Source organism: Catonella morbi ATCC 51271 (assembly GCF_000160035.2).
GTDB classification, from domain to species: domain Bacteria; phylum Bacillota; class Clostridia; order Lachnospirales; family Lachnospiraceae; genus Catonella; species Catonella morbi.
Genome location: NZ_KI535368.1, coordinates 212,407 through 225,644 on the forward strand (window position 1 = coordinate 212,407; position 13,238 = coordinate 225,644).

General features: G+C 36.5%; 11 protein-coding genes. All 11 read left to right on the top strand.

Translation table 11 applies throughout. The features are described 5' to 3' along the window. Position 1: 1 nt before the first annotated feature. The 11 genes from GCWU000282_RS08075 (at position 2) to GCWU000282_RS08125 (ending at position 13,206) form a co-directional block, all read left to right on the top strand. Positions 2 to 1,318 carry an alpha-L-fucosidase gene (locus tag GCWU000282_RS08075; RefSeq protein ID WP_023354585.1) on the top strand — a complete coding sequence of 439 codons (1,317 nt, stop codon included), beginning with the start codon at positions 2 to 4 and terminating at the stop codon, positions 1,316 to 1,318. Next, positions 1,319 to 2,713 (top strand): leucyl aminopeptidase family protein, encoded by a 1,395-nt coding sequence (locus GCWU000282_RS08080; RefSeq protein ID WP_023354586.1) that lies wholly within the window; start codon positions 1,319 to 1,321, stop codon positions 2,711 to 2,713. Between the two features lie 183 nt (positions 2,714 to 2,896). Further along, positions 2,897 to 4,090, top strand: coding sequence for a metal ABC transporter substrate-binding protein (locus GCWU000282_RS08085; RefSeq protein ID WP_023354587.1), 1,194 nt, complete (start codon positions 2,897 to 2,899; stop codon positions 4,088 to 4,090). Between the two features lie 105 nt (positions 4,091 to 4,195). Then, positions 4,196 to 4,891 (top strand): metal ABC transporter ATP-binding protein, encoded by a 696-nt coding sequence (locus GCWU000282_RS08090; RefSeq protein WP_023354588.1) that lies wholly within the window; start codon positions 4,196 to 4,198, stop codon positions 4,889 to 4,891. 12 nt (positions 4,892 to 4,903) lie between these two features. Beyond that, positions 4,904 to 5,746, top strand: coding sequence for a metal ABC transporter permease (locus GCWU000282_RS08095; protein ID WP_023354589.1), 843 nt, complete (start codon positions 4,904 to 4,906; stop codon positions 5,744 to 5,746). A 57-nt stretch (positions 5,747 to 5,803) separates the two neighbouring features. Then, positions 5,804 to 6,469, top strand: a complete 666-nt coding sequence (locus GCWU000282_RS15915) for a hypothetical protein (protein ID WP_023354590.1) — start codon at positions 5,804 to 5,806, stop codon at positions 6,467 to 6,469. 320 nt (positions 6,470 to 6,789) lie between these two features. Continuing rightward, the gene (locus GCWU000282_RS08105; RefSeq protein WP_023354592.1) at positions 6,790 to 7,428 is read left to right on the top strand and encodes a TetR/AcrR family transcriptional regulator; all 639 of its coding nucleotides are present in this window, start codon (positions 6,790 to 6,792) and stop codon (positions 7,426 to 7,428) included. An 84-nt stretch (positions 7,429 to 7,512) separates the two neighbouring features. After that, positions 7,513 to 9,267, top strand: coding sequence for an ABC transporter ATP-binding protein (locus tag GCWU000282_RS08110; protein WP_023354593.1), 1,755 nt, complete (start codon positions 7,513 to 7,515; stop codon positions 9,265 to 9,267). Beyond that, complete coding sequence (locus GCWU000282_RS08115) at positions 9,268 to 10,992, top strand: ABC transporter ATP-binding protein (RefSeq protein ID WP_023354594.1); 1,725 nt, start codon at positions 9,268 to 9,270, stop codon at positions 10,990 to 10,992. Positions 10,993 to 11,000: 8 nt separating this feature from the next. Further along, positions 11,001 to 12,488: an ABC transporter ATP-binding protein gene (locus GCWU000282_RS08120; RefSeq protein ID WP_023354595.1), complete on the top strand. Its 1,488-nt coding sequence runs from the start codon at positions 11,001 to 11,003 to the stop codon at positions 12,486 to 12,488. Between the two features lie 16 nt (positions 12,489 to 12,504). Further along, complete coding sequence (locus GCWU000282_RS08125; RefSeq protein ID WP_023354596.1) at positions 12,505 to 13,206, top strand: energy-coupling factor transporter transmembrane component T family protein; 702 nt, start codon at positions 12,505 to 12,507, stop codon at positions 13,204 to 13,206. Positions 13,207 to 13,238: the final 32 nt, after the last annotated feature.

Here is a 13,238-nt window from a genome sequence, read left to right on the forward strand (position 1 = left end):
GATGAATCAGGTTGTTAAAGACAGAACAGAGCGTACAAAATGGTATAACAGTGCAAGATTTGGAATGTTTATTCACTGGGGGCTTTATGCAATTCCTGCAAGGGGTGAATGGGTTAGAAGTGTATATGAGATTCCGAAGGAAGAATATGATCCTTATTTTGATGAATTTACTACAGAGAATTATAATCCGAAGGAATGGGCAAGGCTTGCAAAGAAAGCGGGTATGAAATACGCAGTACTTACAGCCAAGCATCATGATGGCTTCTGCCTCTTTGATACAAAATTAACAGACTTTAATTCGGTAAAAGCTCCTTGTAAAAGGGATCTTGTAAAGGAATTCTTAGAGGCTTTCAGGGAAGAAGGGATAAAGGTAGGTCTTTATTATTCCATTATTGACTGGAGACATGAAGATTTTCCGCATTTCGGTGATATGCATCATCCGATGCGTAATAATGAAAAATGCAGTAATGAAAACAGAAACTTTGACCGTTATCTGGAGTTTATGTTCGGACAGATTAAGGAATTGCTGACTAATTACGGGCATCTTGACCTTATGTGGTTTGACTTTTCCTACGGAGATATGAAGTGCGATAAATGGAAGGCTAAGGAGCTAATGGAAATGGTACGCTCCATTCAGCCTCATATCATAGTTGACAATCGTCTTGAAGGAAGTGCAGAGGATGCGGGCTCTATTAAGACCTTGGAGCCAACCACTTATTCAGGGGATTTTGCTTCACCGGAGCAGATGATACCACCTGCAGGAATAAGGGATGTGGCAGGTAATCCATTACCTTGGGAGGCTTGTATAACCTTAAACAATCACTGGGGCTACTGCTCTTATGACAATCATTACAAATCTTCTAAGATGGTTATAAGAATGCTTGTTGAATGTGTAAGCAAGGGTGGAAATCTCCTGCTAAACGTAGGTCCGAATGCCAAGGGTGAGATTCCCGAAGAATCAGTAAAGATACTTGAAGAGGTAGGCGTTTGGATGAAGCAGAACGGAAGAAGCATTTATGACTGTGGTTATGCAGAGCTTCCAAAGCCTGAGTGGGGAAGATTTACAAGAAAAGGAAATATTCTCTATGCCCATGTAACGGAGGAGCAGGCAGGAGCCATCTGCCTTCCTAATCTTGCGGGAAAGATAGAAAAAATGCGTCTTGTAAAGGACAATTCCGTTATAGATGAAACTTTCTACTGGAATTTAAAAGAATTTTCAGAGCATTCTTTCTTCTTCTTTTCACCTCATGCAGCAGACTGTTATCCGCTTCCTGATGAAACTGATACGGTAGTTGAGATATTTCTTAAGGAGGAATAAATGGAGATAAGTTTAGGAAACGTAGGAAATACAGAGATAATATACGTAAAAAGCAAAGAAAAAGACTATCCGTATGAAAGTAAGGTGAAGGATATTTTTAATGCAGAATATCTTGAAACCTTGCTGTTTCCTGTAGAAAATGGTAAGAAGATACTTTTGGTGGGATTAGGCAAAGAAAATGTAAAAGAGCCCGGCATCTCTATGGAAATCTCTGCCAAAGCCTGCAAGGAGCTTAAAAAGTATGAGATAAAAGAGTATAGCTTTAATATAGAAAGCCTTAAGCTTAACAAAGAAAGCTTTGTAAGTTTTGCCAAGGGGATTTATCTTTCGATTAAGCCTGCAAGGACATACAAGAGCAAGGTTAAGAAAGAAGATGTAAAAATAGGCATAACAGGAACAAAGCTTGATATAGAGCCACTACTTAAGAAAGCTGAGATAATAAGTGACAGTATAATCTTTGCAAGGGATATGGTAAATGCCCCTGCAAATTATCTTCATCCGAAAGAATTTAGCGAAAAAATAGCTGAATTTGTAAAAGATACAGCCATAGAAGTTGAAATACTGCCTGTCGAAAAGCTCAGGAAAAAGAAAATGGGCGGTATACTCGGAGTAGGGGGAAGCAGTGTATTTCCGCCTTATCTTGTAGTGCTTAGATATAAAGGAAACCCTAAAAGGGGAGAAATCACAGCCATAGTTGGTAAGGGTGTAACTGTGGATACTGGCGGATATTGTCTGAAGCCGTCACAGTTTATGGCAGGTATAAGAGGAGATAATGGCGGTGCGGCAGCGGTAGTAGGAGCTATTGCCATACTTGCTAAACTAAAGGCAAAAGTAAATGTAACAGCCATTGTTCCTACTGTAGAGAATAAAATTGCTCCTGACAGCTATGTAGACGGTGATGTGCTTACTTCCTACAGCGGCAGGACAATAGAGGTTTGTGATACGGATGCGGAAGGCAGATTGATACTGGCTGATGCGGTTACCTATGCGGTACGAGATGAAAAAGCAGGAAGAGTGCTTGACATTGCAACTCTTACCGGTGCGGTTGTAAATATGTATGGCTTCACCATAGGCGGAGTGGTTACAGATTCCGATGAAATGTGGGAGGAGTACTATAAAGCATCCCTTAAGACGGGAGAGAAGCATGCCCGTATTCCTTTTGGCAAAGAGCATGAAAAAATGCTTGAAAGTGATATAGCAGATATAAAAAATGTAGGCGGCAAATTCTGCGGTACTATAACAGCAGGGCTTTTTATAAGAAGTTTTGCCGAGAAAAAGCCTTGGCTTCATATAGACATAGCAGGTACAGCCTGGGTAGACGCGCCTGATTATGCTTATCAGGATAAGTATGCAACAGGTGTGTGTGCTGATACGATAGCAGAGTGGCTGATGTAAATTCGAGTAATTATTCAGCCTTCCCCAATCACAGACACTTAGGGTCACACTTGTGTAAGTAGTTATAAATTTGAGATAGATTTGCAAATTCCCTCTTGACAAATCTGTAAAAGAGTAGTATTTTATCCTTTGTATTATTGCGACTGAGTTGCAAAAATAAAATGAAACTATAAAGGAGAAGATATGAAAAAGAGAATAATGATGCTTACAGCTATGGCTGTAATGGTATGCGGAATATTTGCAGGCTGCGGAAAGACACAGACGGAAACTAAGTCAGGTTCTAAATCAGTGACATCTTCTGCAAGCAGTACAAGCAGTAAAAGTACTGTAAGCTCCGCAAGTACTGCAAGCGAGACTAAGACAGATGATACAAATAAGAAACTCAGTGTAGTTTGTACCATTTTCCCGGAATATGACTGGATAAGAGAGCTTGTAGGGGATAAGAAGGATAATTATGAAATCACTTATCTTATGGATAAGGGTGTTGACCTTCACAGCTACCAGCCTACAGCAGAGGATATAGCAAAGATTGCTAACTGTGACCTTTTTGTATATGTAGGCGGCGAGTCTGACGGCTGGGTTAAGGATGCACTTAAAGAGAGTAAAAATGATAAGATGCAGGTGGTAAATCTTCTTGAGGCGCTTGGAAACAATGTAAAAGAAGAGGAAGTTGTAGAGGGCATGCAGGAAGAAGATGAGCACGATCATGACCATGGTAAGAAGGAAGATGCTGACCATGACCACGAGCATAAGGAAGATGCGGATCACGATCATGATCACAAAGATGATGCAGATCACGACCATGATCACGATGAGGATGGTCATCATCATGACGAGGTTGAGTATGATGAGCATGTATGGCTGTCACTCAGAAATGCTTCTTCACTTGTAAATGAACTGGCTGCAAGACTTCAGATTATTGACCCTGAGAACAAGGATTATTATGCGGGAACCGCAGCTGAATATACCTCTAAACTTGGTGATCTGGACTCAAGATATCTTGCTGCGGTAAAGAAGGCTAAGAATAAAACAGTACTTTTCGGTGACAGATTCCCATTCCGTTATTTAGTTGATGACTACGGTCTTAAGTATTATGCTGCTTTTGTAGGCTGTAGCGCAGAAACAGAGGCAAGCTTTGAAACAGTAGCCTTCCTCGCAAAGAAGGCAGATGAGCTTAAGCTTAATAATGTTTTAGTAATTGAAAATTCTGATCAGAAGATAGCAAAGAAGATAGTTGAGACAACCAAGGCTAAAGATCAGAAGATAGTTGAAATGAATTCTATGCAATCTGTAACTGCTGATCAGATTGCAGATGGAGCTACTTATCTTGGTATAATGGAGGCTAACTTAAAGGCTCTGGAAGCGGCACTTAAATAATGATAATTTACTTACAAACATCCGACTGAATATTGTGCTTCATAGCAATATTTGCGGATGTTTGAAAGTTATTTTAAAGAATAGATAGATTTGGAGAAACAAAGTATGGCGTTTATCACTTGTAAAAATCTTGAACTTGGTTACAAGGATCAGCTTGTAGCCACAGGTATCAATTTTAAGGTGGAAAAGGGTGATTATCTCTATGTAATCGGAGAAAACGGAGCCGGTAAATCTACTCTTATGAAAACTCTGCTAAGGCTTATGAAACCTGTGTCGGGAGAGATTATTTACGGTGACGGACTTCTTCCGTATGAAATAGGCTATCTCCCACAGCAGAGTCTGGCACAAAAAGATTTTCCCGCCTCTGTGTGGGAGATTGTTTTGTCAGGAAATCTTGCAAGGATAGGCAGCAGGGTGTTTTACAGAAAAGAGGATAAACTAAGAGCTGAGGAAAATCTTGAAAGACTGCATATTATGGATCTTAAAAAGAAATGTTACCGTAATCTTTCCGGAGGACAGCAGCAAAGAGTGTTGCTTGCAAGGGCTCTTTGTGCAACGGATAAACTGCTTCTTTTAGATGAACCGGTAAGTGGGCTCGATCCTAAGGTAACGGCAGAGTTTTATGGACTTATAAGTGAATTAAATAAGTCGGGTGTAACCATAATTATGGTGTCACATGACTTGGCGGCAATAGAAAATGAGGCGGGAAATGTGCTTCATATAGGGAGTAAAGGTCAGCTTTTCTTTGGAAGTAAGAAAGACTATCTTAAAAGTGATGCTAGGGAAAGTCTTGGAGTATAGAAGGGAGTAATTTTGGTAGAAATTTTAGAAAAATTGCAGTATTATCTTCAATTTCCGTTTGTAATTTATGCCTTTATAGTAGGTGTACTTATAGCCCTCTGTTCATCGCTTTTGGGAGTTACTCTGGTGCTTAAAAGGTTTTCATATATAGGTGACGGACTTTCACATGTAGCCTTTGGAGCTATGGCAGTTGCAAGTGTAATCGGACTTACCGACAAAATGATAATCATCCTACCTGTTACTATAATAACAGCAATTTTCCTGCTTAAGACAGGGCAGAACAGCTCTATAAAGGGAGATGCGGTTATAGCTATGCTTTCTGTAGGAGCGTTGGCTATCGGCTATATGTTGATGAATTTATTTAATACAAAGGGAAATGTGTCTGGAGATGTGTGTACCACCCTTTTCGGTTCTACATCAATACTTACATTAAGCAAGGAAGAAGTTATCGTCTGCATAGTATTTTCCGTACTTGTAATGGTGTTTTTTGTCTTGTTCTATAATAGACTTTTTGCAGTTACCTTTGATGAAAATTTTTCAAAGGCAACCGGTGTAAAAACAGACAGATACAATCTTTTGATAGCTGTAATCATTGCTGTAATCATAGTTTTGGGAATGAATCTGGTGGGTTCGCTCCTTATTTCGGCCTTGATAATCTTTCCGGCACTTTCGGCTATGAGAATTATCAAGAACTTTAAGGGTGTGGTTATCTTTTCGGCATCTTTATCTGTAATCTGTGCTGTGATAGGGATGTTGGTTTCTATTTTAGTTTCAACTCCGGTAGGTTCTACAATAGTAGTGGCTGATATGGCGGCATTTTTCATATGTGCTGTTATAGGAAGAGTTAAAGGATGATTTGCTCACCATTTAAACACAAAGATTTGTTTTAATTACCTTAGGAGGCTATGAGGTATGAAAAAGAAAATTTTATTATTTACAAGTATTGTAATGATTTTTACAATTACAGCCTGCAATAAGGAACAGGCCGGAAATAAGCTGCAGAAACAGAATGTGGTAGAAAAGGCCATAAGTGCTCAGGTAAATAAGGAGATAGATGAACAGGTTAAAAAGCTTGAAGATGAAGAAAAGGCGACAACAAGCTCTGCTTCTGATACAGAAGGTCAGATTGTTACAGAGAACGGACAGGTCTTGGGAGCAACTTCTGACTTTGAAGCCAAGCTTAAAGAAGCTAAAAATCAGGAAGCTGTAAATGGTGTGGATTATGACCTTACTTCAATGGGAAGTGATATGGTGTATGCTACAGTTTATCTGCTAATGACACAGCCTGAAGATTTTGAGGGCAAAAAGTTTAAAATGAAGGGGCAGTACTTGTCATCATTTTTTGAGCCAACAAAAAAATATTATAATTATTGCTTTATATCTGATGCGGCAGGCTGTTGCAGCCAGGGAATAGAGTTTGAAACTAAGAAAAAACTTAAATATCCTAAGGGTTTTCCGAAAGATGGGACAGACATTGAGGTTGAAGGCGTGTTTGAAAGTTATACGGAAGAAGGAAAGCTTTATTGCCATTTGAAGAATGCTGAAATGACTGTGCTAAAGGATGAAAATAATAAATAAAATATTAAGAAGAGAGATACTGATTTGTACTGACCGCAAAAGTTAGAATTAAAACACTGACTTTTGTGGTCAGTATTTTTTTGTTTAATAGGAAATTTTTTAACAATTTTCTATTAAAAAAAATCTCTCAGTGGGATGAAAAGCTTGCGGCAGTGAAGCTTATCTTACGGTACAACTTGCACGTGAAGTGTGTGAAAGCACACACTTTTTGCAGATTTGATTATTTGTTGGGAAAGGATATTTACAAAAACACTCCAAAGTGATAATATGATTATCAAAGATAATTTGATTATCAAATAAAAATACTGAGGAGGAAGTAAATGTCTTACTGTTCAGATATAACTAAAAACAGAATTTTAGAATGTGCGAAAGATGAATTCTTGAATAAGGGTTTTGAAAAAGCTCAGGTTGCAGAAATTGCAGAGGCTGCCAATGTAACTACGGGGGCAATTTACCGGCATTTTAAGAATAAGGAAGAATTATTTTATACCCTTGTTAAAGAGGTATATGAATACACCCTGGAGATAGTGACGGCGGTAGAAAGCAGGACTGAAAAAGCAGGATACAAGAATGTATTGGGAGAAAATGATGATGAAAATATTGAGGCAATGTTTGCGGAAGTAATGGATTTTGTAAATTACATGTATGCACATTTTGAGGAGTTTAGACTTATTTTTGAATCCGGTAAAGGTTCAAGGGTTGAGAACTTTATTGATGAGATTGTCAACAGATATACAGCTAAAAATATCAAAATGATGAGCATTTCGGAAAGTAAGAATATTGAATTAGATGAAGAGGAAGAATTAGAAGTACATATTCTTACAAAAGGATATGTAACATCTTTATGTGAGTGCATACTGCATAATATCCCGTACGATTTTGCAGGCAGATATATTAAAAATATCATTGCTTTTCAATATTATGGCTGGAAGGGATTGATGAAATTTAAGTTAAAGTGATAAATATCAGTTTTCTGATATCTGTTGGTATAATTCTTTCGTTAAACAGTTAGTTATAACTAATAAAACTTTAGGGGAACAGACATGAAAAATAAAAAAACAAAGGTGATTAGCTTGTTGTTAGAGTATGCAGGCAATAAAAAAACAGAATTATATAAATCGGTTATTTTAGCAATTCTGGGTGAGTTATTCGGTATGATTCCTTTTCTTGTAATCGCTAAATTGATAGAAAAAATATATCTGTCAGAAGTTACATTCCAAATAGCTTTAAAAATGACTTTAATTGCTTTGGCAGGGGAGATATTAAAGGGGATTTTTACATATTATTCAACTATTACTTCACATAAAGCCACATATAATATTCTAAAAAATATAAGGAGTAAAATTGCGGAAAAAATGCTGAAAGTGCCTATGGGTGTAATAATTGATACTCCGATAGGTAAGTTTAAGAACTTGATGGTAGATACGGTATCGAAGCTTGAAGATTCAATGGCTCATTTTATGCCTGAGATAAGCTCGAGTTTAATATCCCCCATCCTTTTTCTGGTCTTAATTTTTGTATTGGATTATAGAATGGGATTTGCCTCCTTACTGACTATTCCTCTTGGAATGCTAGGCTATATAGGGATGATGAAAGATTACGAAACAAGAAGTAAGATATATACAACGGCACAGAATAATATGAACAGCACTTTGGTAGAGTATGTAAACGGAATCGAAATTATAAAGGCATTTAATCACAGTGTTTCTTCCTATGGGAAATTTATAGATGCAATCAATTTTTTTCATGACAGTACGTTGAGCTGGTGGAAGCAAAGCTGGTTATGGGCTGCTTTTGTTCAGGCAGTTATGCCGTCAACCTTGCTTGGAACCTTACCGGTGGGAGCTTATTTATATATGCAATCTTCGATTTCCTTATCACATTTTATTGTTTGTATTATTCTACCTATTGGCTTTATTGCTCATCTGATGAAAATAGGAACTTACTCTGAGCAGTTTGATATGGTTAGGGCAAATTTGGGGATGATAGAAGATTTTTTATCAAAAGAGGAGTTATCAAGACCGGAAGAAAGAGTGAAGTTTGATAATACAGTATTTCGTTTTGAAGATGTAAGCTTTGCCTATAATACAGATAACTTTGTATTAAAGAATATCAGTTTTGATATAGAGCCTCATTCCGTAACAGCAATTGTAGGAAGTTCGGGCTCGGGAAAATCTACTATTGCCAAGTTAATGGCAGGATTTTGGGATGCAGGTAAAGGTAAAATATATTATGGTGGGCAAAATATATCGGAAATTCCGTTTGAACAGCTTTGTGAGGAGATAAGCTATGTTTCTCAGGATAATTTTCTCTTTAATACAACTATAAAGGAAAATATTCGTTTAGGAAATCCTGAAGCAAGTGATGAAGAAATTATTGAAGCGGCAAAAGCAGCATCCTGTCATCAGTTTATTACGGAGCTAAAGGATGCTTATGATACAAGAGTCGGTGACGGAGGAGGGGAACTCTCAGGAGGAGAAAGACAAAGAATTACTATAGCCAGAGCAATGCTGAAGCAATCCAAAGTTATAATTTTAGACGAGGCAACAGCCTTTGCAGACCCGGAAAATGAATACTTGATTCAAAGAGCAATCCATAATCTTGTACAAGGTAAAACACTCATTGTCGTTGCGCACAGGCTTTCTACAATTATACAGGCAGATAAGATTATGGTTATGAAGAATGGAGAGATTGTGCAAAGCGGAAGCCATAGCGAGCTGGTAAATCAAGACGGAGAATATATGTCATTATGGAAAAACTATATAGACAGCATAGATGAGGATAGGGAGGTGAAATAGGTGTTTACGATTGTAAAAAGAATATTGAAAATATCAGGACGCTATCGTTCTAATATTATCTTAGGACTTATCTTTGGGGCATTAAAGTCTGTATCCGCATCTTTTATGTTATTTGCTGTTCTGCTCATCATGCTTAAACTTGAAAAAATGAATCCGGAGATTATTCTGCAGGCAGTACTAATTATAATTTTCAGCATTTTAGGGAGATTTTTGTTTCAGTATCTTTGTGACAGAAATTTAAGTGCTTCCGGATATGAGATTTTTAGAGATAAGAGAATTGAAATAGGAGAAAAATTGAAGAAAGCTCCTATGGGTTATTTTTCGGAAAATAATTTAGGCACAATCCAAACTGTGTTGACAACCACAATTTCTGACTTAGAGGGTATGTCAATGTTAGCAATGAATTTCATTGTGGGCGGTTTTTTTCATGCTTTTAGTATGACGGTGATGTTACTGATTTTTTGCTTCCCCGTAGGCTTGATTTCTTTAGTTGTTATCTTCCTTGGAGCGATTATACTTCAAATTATTGCCAAAAGGGCAGAAAAATACACACCTGTTTTACAAAAATCTCAAGAAGATTTGGTTACACATTCTATAGAATACATCAGAGGTATATCTGTTCTGCGTTCATTTAAAAAGGGAAAAGAGGGTAAGAGTAAAGTTGAGGAAGCATTTAGAAAAAAATGTGATGCAGATATTGAAGTTACACAAGCTACTGCCTTCGTTATGAAGCTTTATGAGATGCTTTTCAAAGTGGCAAGCTGTGTTTTGGTATTAGCTTCGGTTATATTATATCTGAACAATAGTATCCCGCTTTCTTATTCTCTGATGTTTATTGTATCCGCATTTTTAATATTTCTGGAGCTTGAACTGGTTAACAATGGAGCTTTTTTAAGCAGACTTCTGGCAACACAGTTAGATAGGCTGGATTATATTTCTGATATTCCTTCTTTAGATGAAAATGGGAAAGAGATAGCTCTTTCATCCTATGATATAGAGTTTAGAGGAGTTGATTTTGGATATAACGAGAGGAAAATTCTGGAAAATATAAATCTGAAGGTGAAATCAAAAAGCAGTCTGGCCATTGTAGGTGTTTCAGGCTCAGGGAAGACAACACTTTGCAATTTGATGGCAAGGTTTTGGGATGTACAAAAGGGAGAAGTTCTGATTGGAGGGCATAATGTAAAAGACTTTACCTATGATAACTTATTAAAAAACATCAGTATGGTTTTTCAGAAGGTATATTTATTTAATGATACCATTGAAAATAATATCAAATTCGGAAATCCCAACGCCACACAGGATGAGGTGATAGAAGCTTGTAAGAAAGCCTGCTGCCATGATTTTATAGTGAAGCTTGCAGATGGCTATAATACGGTTGTCGGAGAAGGCGGCTCAACCTTGTCAGGCGGAGAAAAACAAAGAATATCCATTGCAAGAGCAATCTTAAAAGATGCTCCGATCATTATTTTGGATGAGGCAACTTCGAGTGTAGATCCCGAAAATGAACATTTACTGATTAAAGCGATTAAAGAATTAACGAAAAATAAAACTCTTATCACTATTGCCCATAGATTGTCTACAGTCAGGGAAGCTGACAAAATAATTGTTATTGATAAAGGACGGATTGCAGAAGAAGGAAACCATGAAGAGTTAATGAAGCAAGAAGGTATATATAAACACTTTATTGAAATTAGGAAAAAATCCATTGGCTGGCAAATATAGGTGATGAAATGGAAAAAACAGTTATTGACTTAGATAATGTAAGTTTTAGTTATGGGGGACAAGCAGAAGGGTGCATAAAAAATATAAATCTTAAAATAAAAGAAGGTGAATTTGTCTTATTAACAGGGCAGTCCGGCTCAGGGAAAACAACAATTATAAGGTTGATAAATGGATTGATTCCACATTTTTTTGAGGGAAATTTGTCAGGGCAGGTGAAAATATTAGGCGCAGACACGAAAACAACTTCTCCGGGCGAACTTGGCAGAAATGTCGCATCTATATTTCAAAATCCCGGAAATCAGTTTTTTGCAACAGACAGTACCTCTGAAGCAGCATTTGCCTGTGAAAATTATGGTATTGAAAGAGAACTGATTAAAAAGAGAGTTAAAGATGCTTTTAAAACCTTTAGTTCTGAAAAACTTATGAACAGGGATATGTTTTCTCTATCAAGCGGCGAGAAACAAAAAATTGCAATTATTGCCGCAAAAACTCTAAATCCTAAAATTTATGTGTTTGATGAACCATCGGCAAATCTGGATATCCACTCTGTTACGGAATTAAAAGAACTTATGAAGAAGTTAAAGGAAGCAGGACACACAGTAGTTATTTCCGAACATAGACTATTTTATCTGAGAGATTTATGTGACAGGTGTCTGATAGTAAACAACGGTGAAATAGTTAAAGAATTATTTGAAAATGATATTAAAAATATTGATGAAAATGATTTGGAAAAATATAATCTTAGAACGTTTGATTTAGAAAAAATAATATTTAAGCCGGAGAGTAAAGCGGACGAAGATGATAAAAAAACTGATTTTGAAATTAGAAATTTATCATTTTCGTATGATGCTTCATATCCGATTTTACAAGCTTGCAATTTAAAAGGCAGCTATGGAGAAACAATAGCTATTATTGGGTATAATGGCACAGGTAAAACTACGTTGGGTAAAATTATTTCAGGATTGTTAAAAAATGAGGATGGAGAATTTTATTTTGAGGGTAGATATGTAAAACAGAAGGATTTGTATAAAAGTGTGTATTTTGTAATGCAGGATGCGGATTATCAATTATATTCAGATTCGGTTATATCAGAGTTAAATCTAAGCGGTGGATTTTCTGTGAAAAGGAAGGATGAAGAACTTGAAAATATAATGAAATTATTGAATATTTTTGAACTGAAGGAATGTCATCCTCAGGCTCTTTCGGGGGGACAAAAACAGAGGGTGACAATTGCAGCGGCGATTGCTTCCAATAAAAGAGTTATTGTTTTTGATGAGCCAACCTCAGGACTTGACTATAATAATATGAAAGCAGTTTCGGAGGCAATAAATACTATTCGTAAAAATAAGGTGATGAATTTTGTGATTTCTCACGATTTGGAATTTTTAAGCAGAGTCGCTACAAAAGCCGTATTTATCGAGGAAGGAAAAGTGAGTAAAACTATTCCTATAAAAAATAACGAAGATTTTGAGTTAATTAAAAGATTTTTACTGTAAAAAGAGGTTGAGAAATATGCTTAAATCTTGTAAACAGCATGGTATAAGATATGATCCGAGAATTAAGTTGTTGCAAGTTCTTTTGGTTGGAGTTCTGGTTTTTGTATTACCGGGGAAAAAATATGAATTACTGTTATTTTTCTCAGTCTTTGTATTTGCAATGCTTAGCGGGATGTATAAAACAAGTATGAAATTTTTGCTTTTTTATGGGGGCTTATTTCTTGTAGCGGAAGTCAGTCCGTTGTTTATTGCAACGACTATACATTATTTTGTTTTATGTTTTACAACAATAGTGTTTGCTGCTTTGAATCTGACCGGAACTACTAAGATTTCAGAACTGCTCGCAGCTCTTCATAATATGAAAATTCCATATTATATCAATATTCCTTTGGCTGTAATACTGCGATTTTTCCCTACACTTAAACAGGATATCATTTGTATAAAGCAATGTATCAAGACAAGAGGAATAGATATTTCTATTCCGGGGATATTAAAACATCCAGTTAAAATTTATGAAATGATGCTGATACCAATATTAATGAGGATGTTATCTGCTGCAACAGAATTGTCGGCATCTGTTGAGACAAGGGGGCTGGGTGTCAAATGCAAAAAAACAAGCTATGAGGAGTTGAGTTTTGGAATATTTGATATGCTGTTGTTGATAGCCATGATAATGTTTTATGTAGTTATAGTCGTTATGAAAATTAATAATTATTAAAACCCAATAATTTGGGTTAAATTTCCGGGAGG

Coding starts and splice junctions, on each gene's coding strand:
- GCWU000282_RS08085 (WP_023354587.1), top strand. CDS start 2,897: ATGAAAAAGAGAATAATGATGCTTACAGCTATGGCTGTAATGGTATGC.
- GCWU000282_RS08080 (WP_023354586.1), top strand. CDS start 1,319: ATGGAGATAAGTTTAGGAAACGTAGGAAATACAGAGATAATATACGTA.
- GCWU000282_RS08110 (WP_023354593.1), top strand. CDS start 7,513: ATGAAAAATAAAAAAACAAAGGTGATTAGCTTGTTGTTAGAGTATGCA.
- GCWU000282_RS08120 (WP_023354595.1), top strand. CDS start 11,001: ATGGAAAAAACAGTTATTGACTTAGATAATGTAAGTTTTAGTTATGGG.
- GCWU000282_RS08090 (WP_023354588.1), top strand. CDS start 4,196: ATGGCGTTTATCACTTGTAAAAATCTTGAACTTGGTTACAAGGATCAG.
- GCWU000282_RS15915 (WP_023354590.1), top strand. CDS start 5,804: ATGAAAAAGAAAATTTTATTATTTACAAGTATTGTAATGATTTTTACA.
- GCWU000282_RS08125 (WP_023354596.1), top strand. CDS start 12,505: ATGCTTAAATCTTGTAAACAGCATGGTATAAGATATGATCCGAGAATT.
- GCWU000282_RS08075 (WP_023354585.1), top strand. CDS start 2: ATGAATCAGGTTGTTAAAGACAGAACAGAGCGTACAAAATGGTATAAC.
- GCWU000282_RS08105 (WP_023354592.1), top strand. CDS start 6,790: ATGTCTTACTGTTCAGATATAACTAAAAACAGAATTTTAGAATGTGCG.